We start from the raw sequence: 17112 nt of genomic DNA on the forward strand, positions 1-17112 counted from the left end.
CGCTCAGCCCAGCCGGAAGTCGGCCACCCGGATCGGCGAGGGCGTCGTCCCGCTCGACACCTGCTGGTACAGCACGGAAATGATCCCGTCGCTCGCCAGCCGGGAGTCGTCGACGTCGACCTCGCCGAACGCGCGGAGATCCGGGCTGTACACCGTCTTCCAGTCGGTCCAGCCGCTCGCCTTCGTCGCCGCGACGATCCGGCCGTAGGGCATCACGAGGTAGGCGTTGTCGCCGCGGTCGAAGACCAGCTTCGTGCGCTGGGTCGATTCCGGCGAGACGGGCACCTCGCGCTTGGTCCAGCTGCCGTCGGCGGCCCGGCTGAGGAAGAACGTCCGGCCGTACTGCTTGCGCTGCGCGGAGTAGTTCGTGACGCACTGGGTGAACCGGCCGGGCACGTAGCTGATCACGACGTGCGGCTGGCCGGCGGAGTCGACGGCCTGGCTCTCCTGGTTCATCAGCGCGTGGTCGACGCCGAGCGGGTCGACGACGGTGCCCGGCGAGCCCACGGCCACCGGCGCGCCGCCCGTCGTCGCGACGACCGCGCCGGCGTTGTTCCGCCAGGTCCGGCCGCGGTCGTCGCTGGAGACGTACCCGGTGTCGTGGTTGGCCAGTCCGCCGGCGTTGCACAGCACGCCGGAATTGCCTTCGCGCCAGGTGAACGCGGCGTGCAGCCGGCCGCCCGGGCCGTAGGTGAGGCCGTGCAGGTACATGTTGCGGGTCGTGCTGGTCACGCCGTTGCCGGACGTCCACGAGCCGGTCGCCGACGACCACTTCCCGAGCTTGCTCCAGCTGCCGCCGCTGTATTCGGCGAGTTCGTTCGTGCCGTTGCCGGACGCGCCCGTGCGGTAGCTGAGCTGCAGCTTCCGCTCCGGCGTGACGACGAACTGCGGGTAGGTGATCGCGCCGAGGTCGACGCCGTTCAGCGTGCGCTGCACCGCGCCGAACGCCGACGCCGTCCAGGCGTGCGACGCGGGCGCGGACAGCAGCCCGGCCACCGACTCCACGTAGTAGACCTGGTTGCCGTGGGTGTCCATGGCCACGTGCAGCCGGCCGTCGTCGGCCGAGACGCCCATCGAGATGACGTTGTGCGAGTCGTCCACGGTCAGCTTGTGCGGCAGCACGACGGTCTGCCACGCACCGGCGGAGACGGGCCGCCGGGCGACCACGGCACTGCGGTCGGCGGTGTACCAGGCCGCGTACTGGTAGCCGGCGTAGCTGAAGATGCCGCTCTGCTGGAAGGAGTCGTTGTTGACCAGCCCGTCGTAGGAGACGAAGTACAGCGCCGTCGCGTCGAGCTGGGTGTCGCCGACCTTCACCACGGACACGGCCGCTTCGGCGGGCGCGGCCGGCAGCAGCGGCAGCGCCGCCGCCACCAGGACGCCCAGCATCCGGGAAAGCGCTCTCTTCGTTGTGGCCATGACCCACCCTTTCCGCGGTGTTAACGCGAACAAGGATCGGCCGCCACCCCACGGCCGTCAACCGACGGATGGGGGGTTTCAGGTTTTCCCGGCGAGGACCGCACCCGCGATGTCCTGGCGCCGCAGCCGGGCCTGCTTGGGCATGTTCCAGCCGAGCACCCCGGTGACGATCCCGCCGCGGCGGTACTGCGCCACGAACCGGCCCTCACCCGGGTCTCCTTCCACAATGGACACCTCGGCGTCCGCGGACAGCGTGCCGTGGACGTGGATCCGGGCGTCGAACTGGTTGGTCCAGAAGTACGGCACCGGCGTGTACGGCCGGTCTTCGCCGAGGATGTTCCCGGCCACGGCGACCGCCTGCTCGGTGGCGTTCGTCCGGTTCTCCAGCCGCAGCAACGCATCGAGCCCTTCGTGGTGCCAGCGGGCGACGTCGCCCGCCGCGTAGATCCCGTCCGCCGCCCGGCACCGGGAGTCGCACACGACGCCGTTGTCGCACAGCACTCCGCTGCCCGCCAGCCAGTCCGTCGCCGGCGCGGCCCCGAAGGCGACCACGACGACGTCGGCGGCCAGCACCTCGCCGGACGCCAGCCGCACCCCGGCGACGCGCCCGGCTTCCGCGGTCAGGCCGGTGACCGCGGAGCCCAGCCGCAACCCGACCCCGCGAGCGGCGTGCAGCTCGGCGAGCAAGCCCGCGGCGAGCGGCCCGAACTGGCAGGCCAGCGGGGCGGGCTGCGGCCCGGTCATCGTGACCGGCACGCCCAGCCCGCACACGGTCGCGGCGATCTCCGCGCCGAGCACGCCGTCCCCGACGACCACCACCCGCCGGCCCGGCACCAGCTCCGCGCGCAGGGCCAGCGTGTCGTCGAGGGTGCGCAGCACGTGCACCCCGGCGAGACCGTCCTGGCCGGGCAGGACCCGCGGCCGCAGCCCGGTGGCGAGCACGACGGCGTCCGCGGTCAGCGCCCGTCCGGCCGCCGTGTGCACGGTCCGCGTCCGAGCGTCCAGCCGCACGGCCGGGTCGCCGAGCACGAACTCGGTGTCCAATGCGGACAGCGCGTCGGGCGTCCGCAGCTGCGCCTGCGCCGGCGTCCAGCTGCCGCCCAGGACCTGCTTGGACAGCGGCGGCCGATCGTAGGGCAGGTGCGCCTCGGCGCCCAGCACGGTGACCCGGCCGGCGTAACCCTTGCGGCGCAGGGCTTCCACCGTCACAAGCCCGGCGGCCGAGGCGCCGACGACCAGGACGTCGCCGGTCATCCCTCCTCGCTGACCGAGATCGCGACGCCCGGGCACACGCTCGCCGCCTCGCGGACGGTGGCGTACCGGTCTTCGCCGGGGTGCTCGTCGAGGAGGATGACGATGCCGTCGTCGTCACGCTGGTCGAACACGTCCGGGGCGAGCATGACGCAGGTGCCCGCTCCGCAGCACTTGGCTTCGTCCACGGTGACCTTCATGGTGGTTCCTTTCGTTGGCGTTACTTCGTGACCGGCGCGAGCCACAGCCCGGCCAGTGCGTCGGTGAGGCCGGTGGCGGTGCCGCGCCAGCCGGCCTTCGAGGCGAGGGCGCGCTCCCGCTCGGCCATCGCGTGGATCACCAGGAGCCGGGTGAGGTCGTTGCGCTCGGCGCGGACCTCGGCGGGCAGGCCGGGCAGGCACCGGTAGAGCCCCTCGAGGGTGCGCGCCAGCGACGGGGACGTCAGCGTCTCTTCGACGATGACCGCGCGCAGCGACGGCTCGGTCAGCACCTGGGCGGCGAACCGGGCGAACCAGGTGGGCGCACCCAGCTCGGCCAGGTGTTCGATGCTGGGGTGCACCAGGCACCCGAGCCAGTCCCGCAGCTGCGTGGGGCCGCGGCTCAGCCTGCGGTCACGCAACCGTTCGATCGCCCCGGTGTGCTTGCGGACGATGGCCCGCACCAGCTCGGCCCGGGTGCCGAAGTGGTAGCCGACGACGGTGTTGTTGCCCTGCCCGGCCGCTTCGCCGATCTGCCGGTTGGACACGGCGAGCACGCCGTGCTCGGCGTAGAGGCGTTCCGCCGCCACCAGGATCCGCTCCCGCGTCGCCTGCGCCCGGTCGGTCACCAGCGGACGGGCAGTTCCCGCAGCCCGCCGACCGCGAGGCCCTCGACCCGGCGCAGTTCGCCCGCCGGGACGGCGAGGTCGAGCGACGGCAGCCGGCGCAGCAGCACCTCGAGCACGACCTGCAGCTCGGTGCGGGCCAGCGGCTGCCCGAGGCACGCGTGCGCGCCGGCCCCGAAGGCCAGATGCGGGTTCGGGCTGCGGGTCAGGTCCATCGCGGCGGCGTCGGCGAAGGCGCGTTCGTCGCGGTTGGCCGCGGCCATGCTGCACATCGCGGTGGTGCCGCCCGGCAGCACCGTGCCGCCGACCTCGAAGTCCTCGGTGAGGTACCGCTGCATGCCCACGCCGGCGTTGGCGTCCAGCCGCAGCGCTTCCTCGACCGCCGTGCGCACCAGCGACGGGTCGGCGAGCAGCTGCTCCCACCGGCTCCGGTCGGCCAGCAGCATCGCCACCATCTTGGCGATCATGTTCGCGGTGGTCTCGTGCCCGGCGATGAGCAGGCCGATGCCGGTGGCGGTGAGCATCGCGTCCGGCCAGTCCACGCCCTCGGCGATCAGCGCGCTGAGGATGTCCTCGCCCGGCTCGGCCCGCTTGCGCGCGATGTGCCCGCCCATGTACCGGCCGAACTCCGCCTGCGCCGCGTCGAACTCGGCCTGGGTGTAGCGGGTCATGCTGAGCATGACGTCGGACCAGTGGGCGAACCGGTCCCGGTCGGTGTCCGGCACGCCGAGCATGTCGCAGATGACCCAGACCGGCAGCGGGAAGGCGAGACCCGCCTTGAGGTCGCCGGGCGCGCCCTTGGCGACCAGGTCGTCGACGAGCTGCTCGGCCATCGCCGCCATGCCGGGCCGCAGCGCGGTCATCCGCTTGGCCGTGAACCACTTGCCGAGCAGCCGCCGCCACTTCAGGTGCGCTTCGCCGTGCTGCGGGAGCACGGTCGCCATTTCGCTGTTGAACACCCCGCCGGACTCGGTGTCGGCGACCCGGGCCGCGTTGTCCGCCGGCGTCGGCCGGGTGAACCGCGGGTCGGACAGGACGGTCCTGACGTCGTCGTACCGGGTGATCAGCGTGGCCTCGTCCCCGCTGGCCAGTGCGACGCGCGCCACCGGGCACTTCTCCCGGAACTCGGCCCACTCGGCAGGCGGCTCGAGCGCCGTGGCGGCTTCGAACGGGAAGCGCGGCAGCGGATCGGTGTGGCTGGGCGTCATGGCGGACCTCTCGTTGGTGAATGTCCCCTGCCCCGAGGATGGCCACGATCGTTGATTAAGTCAAGCAGTTGATTTAATCGGCGGTGGTACTCATGCCCGATCCGGTGCGTTCCGGGTTATTCGCGCTCGACCTTGCGCAGCCCGCCTTCGGGCGTCCACCACTCGACGACCAGCAGCGTCGCCGCCTCGTTCAGGTGGGTGTGCACGACTTCGGCGACGTCGGCCTCGAACCGCTCGCCGTCTCCGGTGCGCACGCGCCCGGCGATCTTCGCCTCGCCCGGCCACTGCGCCTCTTCGCCCTCGACGGGGTCGACCGTCGCGCTGTGCAGCGCGAACCGCGGGTCGCGCTGCAGGTCCGCTCCCTTGCGCGCGTGCGGCATCGACCCGAAGACCAGTTCGCCGTTCTCGAAGGCCGTCTCGATCCCGGAGATGCGCGGGGAACCGTCAGCCCGCAGGGTCGCGATCGTCTTGTGCTTGTGCGCGTCGAACAGGACCCGCACCCGCCGGGCGAACTCCGGCTCCGCCGCTTCGAACTCCCGCCACGCCGTCATGCGCCCATCGTGCCGCACCGCAGCCCCGCGAGAAGGACTTTCACCATCCGGCGCGCGTCGTACCGGGGGTCGTCCGCGCCGATGCAGAGGTTGCCGACCCCGCGCATGAGGTCCAGGGGCGGCACCTGGGCCCGGATTTCGCCGGCCGCGGCGGCGGCGTCGAGCAGCTCGCCGCACACCGGCACCAGCCGGTCGAGGAAGTACGCGTGCAGCGACGCGAAACCGGCGTTGTCCGACTGGAGGGCCCCGGCGAGCCCGTGCTTGGTCACCAGGAAGTCCACGAACAGGTCGATCCACTGCACCAGCGCGGCGTACGGCGATTCGTTCGCGGCCAGCAGGGCCGGCCCGGCCTCCGTGCACGCGTCCACCTGGTGCCGGAAGACGGCGATGACGAGGTCCGCCCGGGTCGGGAAGTGGCGGTAGATCGTGCCCATGCCGACGCCGGCCTTCGCCGCGATGTCGCGCACCGGCGCGTCGACGCCGGAGGCGACGAAGACCGCGGCCGCCGCGTCCAGCAACGTCTTCTCGTTGCGCCGGGCGTCCGCCCGCTTGGGCTTGCGCTCGCCCACCGATCCTCCCGGGTTTGCTAACCGGAACAATGTTCCGTATGGTTGGCGGAGCAACGTTCCGTTTGTTCATGATGCCACGGAGGCACCCCCCATGCAGTACCGCACCTTGGGCCGCACCGGCGTCCAAGTCAGCACCCTCGCGCTCGGCGCGATGAACTTCGGCGCGATCGGGCGCGTCGCCCAGGACGAGGCCACCGCCATCGTCGACGCCGCCCTCGACGGCGGCGTCAACCTGATCGACACCGCCGACATGTACGGCCAGGGCGAGTCGGAGGTGATCGTCGGCCGGGCGATCGCCGGCCGCCGCGACGACCTGGTACTGGCCACGAAGGCGACCATGCCGATGGGCGAAGAGCGCAACCACCGCGGCAACTCTCGCCGCTGGCTGGTCCGCGCGCTCGAGGACAGCCTGCGCCGCCTCGATGTCGACCACGTCGACCTGTACCAGATCCACCGCTGGGACCCCGCGACGAGCGACGAGGAAGCGCTTTCCGCCCTGACCGACCTGCAGCGCGCGGGCAAGATCCGGTACTTCGGTTCGTCGACGTTCCCGGCGTACCGGATCGTGCAGGCCCAGTGGGCCGCCCGATCGCTGCACCTCGGCCGGTACGTCACCGAGCAGCCGAGTTATTCGATCCTGCAGCGCGGCATCGAAGCCCACGTGCTGCCGGTGACCGAGGAGTACGGCATGGGCGTGCTGGCGTGGAGCCCGCTGGCTTCGGGCTGGCTGTCGGGCGCGATCCGCGCGGGCCGGGAAATCGGCAGCAGCCGCGCGAAGGTCGTGCCGCAGCGCTTCGACCTCGACGTCCCGGCCAACCAGGCCCGGCTCGACGCCGTCGAAAAGCTGGCCAAGGTCGCCGAGGCCGCCGGCCTGACGCTGATCCAGCTGGCCCTCGGCTTCGTCACCACCCACCCCGGCGTGACGAGCGCGCTCATCGGCCCGCGCACCCTGGACCACCTGACCTCCCAGCTCGCGGCGGCCGACACAGTGCTGCCCGCCGACGTCCTCGACGAGATCGACAGCATCGTCGCACCGGGCATCGACCTGGCCCCGGACGAGAAGTTCGACACCCCGCCGTCCCTGCTCGACCCGTCCCTGCGACGGCGCCGATGAGCTTCGGCATCATGACCGCACCGCAGCAGGTGGGGTACGACGAGATCCTGCGCGTGTGGCGCGAAGCGGACACGGTCCCGGAGATCGAGCACGCATGGCTGTTCGACCACCTGATGCCGATCGCCGGCGACCCTTCCGGCCCGATCTTCGAAGGCTGGACGCTGCTTTCGGCACTGGCGGCGCAAACATCCCGGATGCGCATCGGCCTGCTGGTGACCAGCAACCGCTTCCGCCCCCCGGCCATGCTGGCAAAGATCGCGACAACGGTCGACATCGTGTCGGGCGGCCGTCTGGATTTCGGCATCGGCGCGGGATCCCGCCCGAGCCACCCACTGGCCCGGCGGGAGTACGACGCCCACGGCCTGCCGTACCACAGCCAGGACGACGCGGTGGCGGCCCTGGCCGAGGCGTGCACGGTGATCCGTCGCTTGTGGACATCGACTTCACCGTTCGACTTCTCGGGTTCACATGTTTCGCTGACCGGGGCGTTCGGAAACCCGCACCCGGTCCAGCGGCCCCACCCACCGATCATGATCGGCGGCCGAGCCAGCGCAACGCTGCGGGTGGTGGCGGAGCACGCAAACCTGTGGAACATCCCGGGCGGCGGCGACATCGCGGATCTGGCCGCGCGAAGCCGGCTGCTGGACAAGTACTGCGAGGAGATCGGGCGCGACCCGGCGGAGATCGTACGGTCGATCTTCCTGCCGGTGGATTACGAGCGACCGGCGGTGACACGGGGGAAGATCGCAGAGGCGGCGGAGGCCGGCTTCGGGCATTTCGTGCTGGGACTGGCGGATCCGTACCCGGAGGAAGTGGCGGAGTGGGTGGCGGAGGAGCTGATCCGCCCGACCCCGACAAAGGAGCTGGGTGGTCATCCCGTCGCCTGAGGCCGTCAAATCACTTTGAGCCGGGCTCGCAACACAGAGCGCTACGTGCGGGTGACAGCGCGAGATTGCGGGCCCGGCTCAAAGTGATAGGCCTCAATCAGGCGACGGGATGACCACCCAGCGGCCCACCTCCTCAACGGGAGGTGGCAGCGGGACGAGGGGTCATCCCGGAGCCTGCCCGTCCGGCGAGGACATGTCTTTGAAGCTGCGGCAGAAGGATCTGCCGTGGCTTTGTTCTGCCGTGGCGGGGGAGCGGGTCCGACCTCCCCCGCCCCTCCGGTGGGAGTTTCAGCCGCCGGTCGGGTTTGTCAAGGCGGGAAAGCGTGCCTTGACAAACCCGCCCACCGGCTGAAGGGAAGGCTGAGGATGAGGGGCGGGGGAGGTCTGGTGACGTCGTTGGCCGGCTCGCGTTGCCGGCCGCCGGTTCGTGTCCGGCTACCCCTGCCGCGCTGCGGCGAAGACCCGCCGGTTCGCAGCGCGCGGCCGCCGTTCGCTTGTGTCCGTGGCTGGCCTCCGGCCCCCGGTCTCCAGCTTATCGGGCACCACCGACAGTTTCGGCCGTATCAGTCCGCGTTTGCCAGGTGCGCCAAAGCCGATCGCAGCGTCCGCTGTACCTCCGCCGGCAGCCCGGCCAGCTTGCGGTTCTCCACCTCGCGGATCTCCGCCCGCACCACTGCGTGCCGCCGGATGCCTTCCGGGGTCAAGCGCACCACCCGGGCCCGCCGGTCGGCCGGGTCGGGCTCGCGGATCACCAAGCCCGCCGCCTCCAACGTGTCGAGCAGGGCGATCAACCTGGTCTTGTCGTAGCGGATCTGCTGGGCCAGCACCAGCTGACTGGGCGCCGCCCCGGGGGCCAGGGCCGACAGGGCCACGTACTGCCACATCGTGAGCCCGTGCCGCTCCAGCACCGGGCGTTCGGCTTCGGCCAGGGCGCGTCCCGCGCCGGCGCAGAGGGCGCCGAGATCGTCGTCCTCGTTCACCCGGCGGATTTTACGCTTGAAAAAATGATACGCAGGTGCGTATCGTTTTCGGCATGACACTAGCCCGAGCCGAAACCCGGACCATCTCGATCGCCGCCCCGCCGGCGCGGGTCGTCGAATACCTCGCCGACCCGCGCCACCTGCCCGAATGGGCTCCTGGCTTCGCCACCGCGGTCGACCACGACCACGGTGACATCTGGCACGTGCACACCGAAGGCGGCCCGCGGCGCGTGGCCGTGCGGGTTGCGGCGGCCCACGGTGTGGTCGACGTCGTCAGCGCCGACGCACCCACCGTGGGCCTGTTCACCCGCGCGGTCCCGAACCTGACCGGGGCCGAGCTGATCTTCAGCCTGTTCTTCCCCGAGGACACCGACCCTGCGGCGATCGACGCCCAGATGGCGGTCGTCGGCGAGGAACTGCGGGCCGTCCGCGAACGCGTCGAAGCCGCACGTTAGCCCACCGCGCAGAGGACGCCGTTGAGGGTGAACGCCGTCGGGAGGATGTTCGGGCCGCTGTAGTCGGCCGTGAACCCGACGTCCACCCCGGACGCCGGCGGGGCCGACGACGACACCGTCACCGTCGTCCCGTTCTGCGCCCAAGTACCGCTCCAGCCGCCGGTGAGCCGCTGGCGGGCGGTGGGCCAGGTGAACGTCAGCGTCCAGTCCCCCACCACTCCGGTGCCGGTGACGTGGATGCCGCCGACGAAGCCGCTCGCCCAGTCGGTGACGTCGGTCATCCGGACCGTGCAACTGCTCGCCGCCGGCGCGCCCGTCGTGAACGTCAGCGGCGGGGATGCCGCCGACACGTTGCCCGCCGTGTCGCGCGCCAGCACGTTGATCGTGTACCGGCTGCCCGGGACCAGGTTGCCGACGTCGAGTGACGTGCCGGTCGTCTCGCCCCACTGTTCGCTCACCGCACCCACCTGCCGGTAGACCTCGTACTTCGCGATCGGGTGGGCGCCGGACGCGGCGGCGGGCCAGCTGATCGCCGCGGTCCGGTCGGTCGCCGTCGCGGCCGGCCGCCCGGGCGTGCCGGGGCCGCCGGACACCGCGGCCGCCGGGTGCAGGACCACGGTGGTCAGCGAATACGGCGGCAGCGTCTGGGACGTGCTCGTCCCGGTGACCGAGTCCGCAATGGCCGTGGCGCCGTTGGTGAAGGTGAACACCCGCGGCGCGCCGGCCGCCGGGGTGTAGCCCGCGTAGTCGAGCGTCACCGTCCTGGCCTGGTCGGGGTCCTTGTTCAGCAGCAGCACGGCGAGGTCGCCGTTCGGCCGCCGGACGGCGTGCGCGCCGACGAGCGGGTCGTCCGCCGCCGCCCGGACGTACTGGTCACCCGGGTGCGCGAACGTGCTCAGCATCTTCAGGCCGTAGTAGGGCGCGAACGGCGTGTTGAGCGCAGGCTCGCAGGCACCGCCCTCCAGGCAGGTCGCGCTGGAGAGCAGGCCGGAGTCGCCGTAGTCCGGGTAACCGGCCACTGTGGACAGTTTCGTTCCGCCGTTGTGCGTGTCCCACCAGTCGACGGTGAACACGCCGTTCTCCAGCAGCGAGCTGTAGGTGTCGGCGGCGAACAGCGCGCCGGGCTGGGTGTCCATGCCCACCGGGGTGTTCGTTTCGGTCATCGAGATGCCGATGCGGCCGGAGTTCGCGCCCGCGTACCGGGTGATCTGCTCGCGGGCGGCGAAGATCATGTCGTCGATCTGCTCCGGCTTGGCGAGCGCCTCCGCCGCCGTCGAGCCCGTCGGGTACCAGTGCAGGATGACGAAGTCGATGTGCGGGCCCGCGATCGACAGCACGGTCTGGTTCCAGGTCGCGGTGTCGCCGGCACCGACGATGCCGTCCGGCCAGTTCGCCGGGGTCGTCAGCACCGCACCGATCTTGACGCCCGGATCGGCCGCCTTCATCGCGTCGGCGTAGGCGACGACACCGTTGGCGTACGCGGTGGGGCTCTTGTCCGCGTGGTTGTCGGCTTCCCAGTTCGCGCCGTAGTGCCCGTTGCCGTAGAGCTCGTTGCCGATTTCCCAGTACTTGACGCCGTAGCCCTTGGTCACATTGGCGTACCGCACCCAGTCCGCGGCTTCCTCCGGCGTGCCGGTGCCGTAGTTGGCGATGATGATCGGCTGGGCGCCGGCTCTGCGGACGCCGCCCATGAAAGTGTCGAAATCGGTGTTCGGCGCCACGTACCCACCCGGCGCGGTGTTGTCCTTCCAGTGGTAGATGTCGCCGTAGGAACCGCCGGGGTAGCGCATCGTGCGGACCCCGGCCGCGCCGAACAGGTCGGCCACCACGTCGGTCCCCAGCTGGCTGTCCCACACCGCGTGGTTGATGCCGATCCCGGTGTCCGGCACGGTGGCCAGCCCGGCTCGGGCGTTGACGGTGACCGTCGCCGCGGGCGTGGTCGCCGCCCCGGCGGTACCGATCGCCGGCACCGCCGCGGCGAGCACGGCGATCACCGGCCACGCTGCCCAGCGCAGACGTCGAGCTGTCATGAAGGTCCATCCTCACTTCGTCGGGCACGAACGGATGACTGGGAGCGCTCTCAGCGAGAGAACCACCGAGGGGACCCGAAAGTCAACGGAAGTCGCGCGAAGGCCCGTTCCGCATGGGGAGTTCGAGGTTTTCGAGGCGGTCGGCGACGAGCGTGACGACCCCTTCGGCGGCTTGCACCCGTCCGCGCACGAGCAGCGCCGCGCTGGCGCGGGCGACCAGCCGCTGCCGGTGCCACAGTCCCTGTGAGACGACGACGTTGGCCATCCCGGTCTCGTCTTCGAGGTTCAGGAACGTGATCCCGCCGGCCGTCGCGGGCCGCTGCCGGTGGGTGACCGCGCCGCCGACCCACACCCGCGTCCCGTCTTCGGCCCGCATGAGCTCGGCGACGGTGATCGCGCCGCGCCCGGTCAGGATCCCGCGCAGGTATTCGACCGGGTGGCTGTCCGGGGACACGCCGGTGGCCCACAGGTCCGCGGCCGTCACCTCCAGCCGCGTCATCCCGGGCAGCGCGGGCGCGTCGAGCCCCGGCGCGAGGCCGGGCAGGTGGCCGGGCCGGGTGGCCGCGGCCGCGCCGGCGGCCCAGAGGTCCTGCCGCCGGTCGCCGCCGAACGCGCCCGCCGTGGCCAGCGCTTCGACGGCGTTCTTCTTGAGCCGCACACGGCGGGTCAGGTCGCCGATGCCCGGGTAGGGGCCGTGGGCGTCGCGTTCGGCGACGATCTCCTCGGCGGTGTCCTCGCCGAGGTGGCGGACCCCGGCCAGGCCGAGCCGGAGCGCGACCCCGCCGGTGCTGTCCTCGTCCGGTTCGAGGGTGGCGTGGACGAGGCTGGTGTTGATGTCGGGCTCGCGGACGTGGACGCCGTGGCGGCGGGCGTCGGCGACCAGCGTCTGCGGGCTGTAGAAGCCCATCGGCTGGGCGCGCAGCAGCCCGGCGCAGAACGCGGCCGGGTAGTGGCGCTTGAACCACGCGGACGCGTAGACCAGCAGCGCGAAGGACATCGAGTGCGCTTCGGGGAAGCCGTAGCCGGAGAAGGCGTGGATCTGCTCGAAGATCCGGGTGGCGAGCTCGCGGTCGAGGCCGTTGGCTTCGCAGCCCTTGAAGAACCGCGCCATCAGGGCCTTCATCTTCGCGCTGGACCGCTTGGCGCCCATGGCGCGGCGGAGCTGGTCGGCTTCGGCCGGGGTGAAGCTCGCGACGTCGACGGCCATCTGCATCACCTGCTCCTGGAACAGCGGCACGCCCAGGGTGCGGTCCAGGGACGCGGCCAGCAGCGGGTGGGCGTGGTCCCAGTCCTCGTCGCCCCGGCGGCGCCGGATGTAGGGGTGCACCGAGCCGCCCTGGATCGGGCCGGGCCGGATCAGCGCCACCTCGACGACGAGGTCGTAGAACTCGCGCGGCCGCAGCCGCGGCAGCGTGGCCAGCTGGGCACGGGACTCCACCTGGAACACCCCGACGGCGTCGGCCTCGCAGAGCATGTCGTAGACCGCCGGGTCGGCCAGGTCGAGCTGCCCGAGGTCGACGGGGGTGTCGTGGTGCTCGGCGACGAGGTCGAGCATGTGGTGCAGCGCCGAGAGCATGCCGAGGCCGAGCAGGTCGAACTTGACCAGCCCGACGGTGGCGCAGTCGTCCTTGTCCCACTGCAGCACGCTGCGGTCGGCCATGGTCGCCCACTCGACCGGGACCACTTCGGACACCGGCTGCTTCGAGATGACCATGCCGCCGGAGTGGATGCCGAGGTGGCGCGGGAAGTCCTCGATCCGCGCGGCCAGGTCGAGGACGTCGTCCGGGATCGCCCCCGATGCCTGCTGTTTCGTGGCGGCGACCCCGCCCCAGCGGTCCACGAGCTTGCCGTAGGCGTCCTGCTGCCCCGGGCTGTGCCCGAGCGCCTTCGCGGCGTCGCGGATCGCCGACGGCGCCCGGTAGGTGATGACGTTGGCGACCTGCGCGGCGTGAAACCGGCCGTGTTTCTCGTAGACGTACTGGATGGCCTCCTCGCGGCGCCCGGACTCGATGTCGACGTCGATGTCCGGCGGCCCGTCCCGCTCCGGCGCGAGGAACCGCTCGAACAGCAGGTTCCACTTGACCGGGTCGGCGTGGCAGATCTCCAGCGCGTAGCAGACCGCGGAGTTCGCCGCCGAGCCGCGGCCCTGGCACAGGATGTTCACCTCCCGGCAGAACCGGACGATGTCCCAGACGACGAGGAAGTACCCTGGGAAGCCGAGTTTCCCGATGACGGCGAGTTCGTGGTCGAGCTGGGCGTACGCCTTCGGGTTCTCTTCACGCGGGCCGTAGCGTTTCGCCGCGCCACGCCAGGTGAGCTCGGTGAGGAAGGACATTTCGTCGTGCCCGGCGGGGACGGGGAACGGCGGCAGGTCCGGCGCGACGAGGTTCAGGTCGAACGCGACCTCGACGCCCAGCACGGCGGCCCGGCCGACGGCACCGGGGTAGCGGCGTTCGAAGAGGCGCCGCTGTTCCATCCCGGACCGCAGGAACGCCTGTCCCGACGGCGGCCGCCATCCGTCGAGCTCCTCGGCCGGCCGCCGCGCCCGGACGGCGGCGACCGCGTCCGCCACGACGGCGTCCTCCGGACGGGCGTAGTGCACGTTGTTGGACACGACGGTGGGCAGCCGGAGGTCCTTGGCCAGCGCGTCGAGCAGGTCGTTGGCGGCGTGGTCGCGGGGCTGCCGGTGGTCGATCAGCTCGACGGCGACGTGCGACCGCCCGAACCGGTCCACGAGCCGGGCGAGTTCGGCGTGCGCGGCGGCCGGGCCGGTCCGCGCGAGCGCCTGCCGGACGGCGCCCTTGCGGCAGCCGGTGAGCACGACCACGTGCCCGGCGAGTTCGTCGGCCAGCTCGTCGAAGTCGTAGACGGGCCGCCCCTTCTCGCCACCGGCGAGCTGGGCGCGGGAGATGACCCGGCACAGCCGGTGGTAACCGCTCTGCTGCCGCGCGATCACGAGCAGGTGCGAACCGGCCGGGTCGGGCACGCCGGCCTGGGGACCGGGCAGCCCGAGCGAGAGTTCGGCCCCGAACCCGGCCCGGACCCCGAGCGCCCGCGCCGCGTCGTTGAACCGCACGGCGCCGTACATGCCGTCGTGGTCGGTGAGGACGAGCGCGTCGAGCTCGAGGCGCGCGGCCTCCTCGACGAGCGTCTCGGGGTGGCTCGCGCCGTCGAGGAAGCTGAAGTTGGAGTGGACGTGCAGCTCGGCGTAGGGCGCCCGGATCCGGTCCCCGCCGTCGTCGCGGCCCCGCCGTCCGGCGAGATCGGCCGGCGCCCCGGGATACCCTTCGCGTTTGCGCGACCACGCGGGGGCGTCGTTCCCGTCCCCGGGAACGGGCGGGCGCCCGGAGGCGATCCGTTCCACTTCGGACCACGGAACGCGCGGATTGTTGAACGCCAAGGCCAGCTCCCACCGATCTCGCTGTGGGGAAGCCAGCGACCATTGTTCGAACACACGTACTACTGCTGTGGTCCGATCCTGCGGCGGGACGCGGCCGGTGTCAACTGTGGACGGTGCGAAGTCACGTCCGTCACAACGATCACCCGGCGCGCAGGCAGGTGATCCAGTAGTCGCCTTCGGGGCCGCGCGTGACGCCGTGGGTTTCGCTGGGGAACCCCGGGAAGTGGCGGTCGAAGTCCTCCAGCGCCCGCAGGTATCGCAGCGTGGGCTCGTCGTGCCCGCCGGCGTTCTCGCCCGGCATCAGGACCGGGATGCCCGGCGGCGTCGTGACGACCTGCGTGGCGACCGTGCGGTGGGCGAGTTCGGCGAGGCGGACCGGCTCGGTGCCGCCGCGCAGCAGCCGCTGGTACGTCTGCGCCGGGGTGAGCTCGGGGCGCGGCGGGTGCGTGAAGGCCGCGTCGAGCAGCGGGATCAGGTCGCTCTTGCGCAGGTGGGCGTGCATCTGGTCGCACAGGTCCCGCAGGGTCAGCTCGCCGTAGCGGGCGGGGTGGGCGCCGGCCAGGGCGGGCAGGACGTCGGCGAGGCGCGCGCCGCCGTCGTAGAGCGACTTGAAGTCGAGGAGGCCGTCGACGAGGGTGCCCCACTTGCCCTTGGTGATGCCCATGGAGAAGAGGATCAGGCAGGTGTAGGCGTCGGTCTTCTCGACGACGATGCGCCGCGTCTCGAGGTAGGCGGTGAGGATCCGGGCCGGGATGCCCTGCTCGGCCGCGGTGCCGCGGGCGTCGGTGCCCGGGCAGGTGACACTGACCTTGACCGGGTCGAGCAGGCAGTAGCCGGGCTCCAGGCCGGGGAAGCCGTGCCAGGCCGCGCCCGGTTCGAGGCCCCAGCAGGCGGGCTCGGTGCGCAGCAGCTCCAGCGGGGCGTCGGCGAAGGGATGACGCTGCCCGGTGCGCGGGTCGTCAACCTCGTCCGGCTGCCAGGTGCCGAAGAACCAGGCGGGCCGGTCCCCGGCCGCGGCGATGCGGCGGCCGATGCGGGCCACCGCCTGCCGGAACCGGATGGCTTCGGTGACGGCCTCGTCGACCAGCCACCGCCCGCCGGGCCCGTCCATCATGCCGGCGGCGACGTCGAGACCGGCGATCATCGGGTACAGCGGTGAGGTGGTCGCGTGCATCATGAAGGTCTCGTTGAACTGCCGGTGCTCGACCGGCGACCGCGGCGAGTTCTTGACGTGCAGCATCGCGCTCTGGGACATCGCGGCGAGCAGCTTGTGCGTGGACTGGGTGCTGAACACGGTGGGCCGGACGGTGTCAGGCACCACGTCGCTGCCGACGGCCATGCCGAAGCGGCGGGCGTAGAGCGGGTGGAACCGGGCGTAGGCGAACCACGCCTCGTCCAGGTGCAGCCGCGGCACGCTGGCCCCGAGGAGCTCGGCCACCCGGACGGCGTCGTAGCAGAGACCGTCGTAGGTCGAGTTGGTGATGACGGCGTACACGGGATCGGGCGCCGCGGCCTCGGCGGCGAGCGGACTGGCCGGAACGAGCTCGCCGACGGCGTCGCGGGCGAGCGCGGCGGGCGGGATCGGGCCCATCAGCCCGTAGCCGTTGCGCGTGGGCACGAGGTAGACGGGCCTTCCGCCGGTCAGCGTCAGGCCGTGGTAGATCGCCTTGTGGCAGTTGCGGTCGACGAGCACGAGTTCGTCGGTGGCCACGCTGGCGTGCAGCGCGATGCGGTCGCCGGTGGAATCGCCGTGCAGCACGAAGTACGTGAGGTCGGCCCCGAAGATCCGGGCGGCGTTGCGCTCGGCGTCGCCGATCGGCCCGCTGTGTTCGAACAGCGACCCGAGCTCGGCCACGGAAATCGAGAGGTCGGTGCGGAACAGCCGTTCCCCGTAGTAGTCGAAGAGCGCCCGCCCGACGGGGGATTTGAGGAACGCGACGCCGCCGGCGTGGGCGGGGGTGTGCCAGGAGTATTCGTGGGTGTCGTCGAACCGCCGCAGTTCCCGGAAGAACGGCGGCAGGATGTCGTCCCGGTACCGCCGGGCGGCCACCCCGATCCGCCCGGCGATGAACCCGGGGGTGTCTTCCAGCAGCCAGACGTACCCGCAGATGACCTCGGAAACCCAGAGCGGCAGGTCGTCCACCGACGCGGCGGCGGTGACCAGGAAGACGGGCAGCCGGGTGAACCGCCCGACCAGGGCCTTGAGGACGCCTTCCCCGTCACCGAGGTCCCAGCTGACGAGCGCGGCGGCGAGGTCGGCCCGGCTCTGCACGAGAGCGAGGGCGTCGTCGCCGGTGCCGGCGCGCACGACGTCGTGGCCGTCTTCGGCGAGGTGCGCGCAGATCCGGGCCAGCTGGGCGTCGAGCACCGACCCCGGCGGGATGTCGTTCAACGCCAGCAGAACCGTCGAACCGGGCACGTTGGC

General features: G+C 71.9%; 14 protein-coding genes. 3 read left to right on the forward strand and 11 right to left on the reverse strand.

The window, feature by feature from the left end:
* Nucleotides 1-3 precede the first annotated feature (3 nt).
* The 7 genes from AB0J55_RS26905 to AB0J55_RS26935 all read right to left on the reverse strand — a co-directional run bounded on the left by AB0J55_RS26905 (nt 4) and on the right by AB0J55_RS26935 (nt 5821).
* Nucleotides 4-1419: a BNR repeat-containing protein gene (locus AB0J55_RS26905; protein ID WP_364253984.1), complete on the reverse strand. Its 1416-nt coding sequence runs from the start codon at nt 1417-1419 to the stop codon at nt 4-6.
* Nucleotides 1420-1497: 78 nt separating this feature from the next.
* Nucleotides 1498-2673, reverse strand: a complete 1176-nt coding sequence (locus AB0J55_RS26910) for an FAD-dependent oxidoreductase (protein ID WP_364253987.1) — start codon at nt 2671-2673, stop codon at nt 1498-1500.
* On the reverse strand, nt 2670-2870 hold the full coding sequence (locus AB0J55_RS26915) for a ferredoxin (RefSeq protein WP_364253990.1): 201 nt from the start codon (nt 2868-2870) through the stop codon (nt 2670-2672). The genes AB0J55_RS26910 and AB0J55_RS26915 overlap by 4 nt, the downstream gene beginning before the upstream one ends.
* A gap of 20 nt (nt 2871-2890) precedes the next feature.
* Nucleotides 2891-3496: a TetR/AcrR family transcriptional regulator gene (locus AB0J55_RS26920; RefSeq protein WP_364253993.1), complete on the reverse strand. Its 606-nt coding sequence runs from the start codon at nt 3494-3496 to the stop codon at nt 2891-2893.
* Complete coding sequence (locus AB0J55_RS26925; protein ID WP_364253995.1) at nt 3493-4701, reverse strand: cytochrome P450; 1209 nt, start codon at nt 4699-4701, stop codon at nt 3493-3495. Before AB0J55_RS26925 ends, AB0J55_RS26920 begins: the two co-directional genes overlap by 4 nt.
* Nucleotides 4702-4817: 116 nt before the next feature.
* Nucleotides 4818-5252, reverse strand: a complete 435-nt coding sequence (locus AB0J55_RS26930; protein ID WP_364253998.1) for a pyridoxamine 5'-phosphate oxidase family protein — start codon at nt 5250-5252, stop codon at nt 4818-4820.
* A complete protein-coding gene (locus tag AB0J55_RS26935; RefSeq protein ID WP_364254001.1) occupies nt 5249-5821 on the reverse strand; it encodes a TetR/AcrR family transcriptional regulator in 573 nt (190 codons plus the stop codon). Before AB0J55_RS26935 ends, AB0J55_RS26930 begins: the two co-directional genes overlap by 4 nt.
* Nucleotides 5822-5912: 91 nt before the next feature.
* Here AB0J55_RS26935 and AB0J55_RS26940 point away from each other — a divergent pair, with 91 nt between their 5' ends.
* Nucleotides 5913-6935, forward strand: a complete 1023-nt coding sequence (locus AB0J55_RS26940; protein ID WP_364254004.1) for an aldo/keto reductase — start codon at nt 5913-5915, stop codon at nt 6933-6935.
* Complete coding sequence (locus AB0J55_RS26945) at nt 6932-7822, forward strand: LLM class flavin-dependent oxidoreductase (protein ID WP_364254007.1); 891 nt, start codon at nt 6932-6934, stop codon at nt 7820-7822. The genes AB0J55_RS26940 and AB0J55_RS26945 overlap by 4 nt, the downstream gene beginning before the upstream one ends.
* A 563-nt stretch (nt 7823-8385) precedes the next feature.
* Here the strand turns inward: AB0J55_RS26945 and AB0J55_RS26950 are convergent.
* Nucleotides 8386-8802: a MarR family transcriptional regulator gene (locus AB0J55_RS26950; RefSeq protein ID WP_364254010.1), complete on the reverse strand. Its 417-nt coding sequence runs from the start codon at nt 8800-8802 to the stop codon at nt 8386-8388.
* A gap of 53 nt (nt 8803-8855) precedes the next feature.
* Here AB0J55_RS26950 and AB0J55_RS26955 point away from each other — a divergent pair, with 53 nt between their 5' ends.
* Nucleotides 8856-9257 carry an SRPBCC family protein gene (locus AB0J55_RS26955; RefSeq protein WP_364254013.1) on the forward strand — a complete coding sequence of 134 codons (402 nt, stop codon included), beginning with the start codon at nt 8856-8858 and terminating at the stop codon, nt 9255-9257.
* On the opposite strand, the gene AB0J55_RS26960 is transcribed toward AB0J55_RS26955, so the two are convergent.
* From AB0J55_RS26960 to AB0J55_RS26970, 3 genes are all read right to left on the reverse strand, one after another.
* Nucleotides 9254-11287: a cellulose binding domain-containing protein gene (locus AB0J55_RS26960; protein ID WP_364254016.1), complete on the reverse strand. Its 2034-nt coding sequence runs from the start codon at nt 11285-11287 to the stop codon at nt 9254-9256. The two genes, AB0J55_RS26955 and AB0J55_RS26960, sit on opposite strands and share 4 nt — an antisense overlap.
* An 82-nt stretch (nt 11288-11369) precedes the next feature.
* A complete protein-coding gene (locus tag AB0J55_RS26965) occupies nt 11370-14687 on the reverse strand; it encodes an error-prone DNA polymerase (RefSeq protein WP_364254019.1) in 3318 nt (1105 codons plus the stop codon).
* 139 nt (nt 14688-14826) lie between these two features.
* Nucleotides 14827-17106: an Orn/Lys/Arg decarboxylase N-terminal domain-containing protein gene (locus tag AB0J55_RS26970; protein WP_364254022.1), complete on the reverse strand. Its 2280-nt coding sequence runs from the start codon at nt 17104-17106 to the stop codon at nt 14827-14829.
* Nucleotides 17107-17112 lie beyond the last annotated feature (6 nt).

Source organism: Amycolatopsis sp. NPDC049688, from assembly GCF_040674975.1.
In the GTDB taxonomy this organism is placed as follows: domain Bacteria; phylum Actinomycetota; class Actinomycetes; order Mycobacteriales; family Pseudonocardiaceae; genus Amycolatopsis.

What these genes read in the sequence shown, in the direction of transcription:
- AB0J55_RS26905 (WP_364253984.1), bottom strand. Translation starts at nt 1,419, where the DNA reads ATGGCCACAACGAAGAGAGCGCTTTCCCGGATGCTGGGCGTCCTGGTG.
- AB0J55_RS26910 (WP_364253987.1), bottom strand. Translation starts at nt 2,673, where the DNA reads ATGACCGGCGACGTCCTGGTCGTCGGCGCCTCGGCCGCCGGGCTTGTG.
- AB0J55_RS26915 (WP_364253990.1), bottom strand. Translation starts at nt 2,870, where the DNA reads ATGAAGGTCACCGTGGACGAAGCCAAGTGCTGCGGAGCGGGCACCTGC.
- AB0J55_RS26925 (WP_364253995.1), bottom strand. Translation starts at nt 4,701, where the DNA reads ATGACGCCCAGCCACACCGATCCGCTGCCGCGCTTCCCGTTCGAAGCC.
- AB0J55_RS26930 (WP_364253998.1), bottom strand. Translation starts at nt 5,252, where the DNA reads ATGACGGCGTGGCGGGAGTTCGAAGCGGCGGAGCCGGAGTTCGCCCGG.
- AB0J55_RS26940 (WP_364254004.1), top strand. Translation starts at nt 5,913, where the DNA reads ATGCAGTACCGCACCTTGGGCCGCACCGGCGTCCAAGTCAGCACCCTC.
- AB0J55_RS26945 (WP_364254007.1), top strand. Translation starts at nt 6,932, where the DNA reads ATGAGCTTCGGCATCATGACCGCACCGCAGCAGGTGGGGTACGACGAG.
- AB0J55_RS26955 (WP_364254013.1), top strand. Translation starts at nt 8,856, where the DNA reads ATGACACTAGCCCGAGCCGAAACCCGGACCATCTCGATCGCCGCCCCG.
- AB0J55_RS26960 (WP_364254016.1), bottom strand. Translation starts at nt 11,287, where the DNA reads ATGACAGCTCGACGTCTGCGCTGGGCAGCGTGGCCGGTGATCGCCGTG.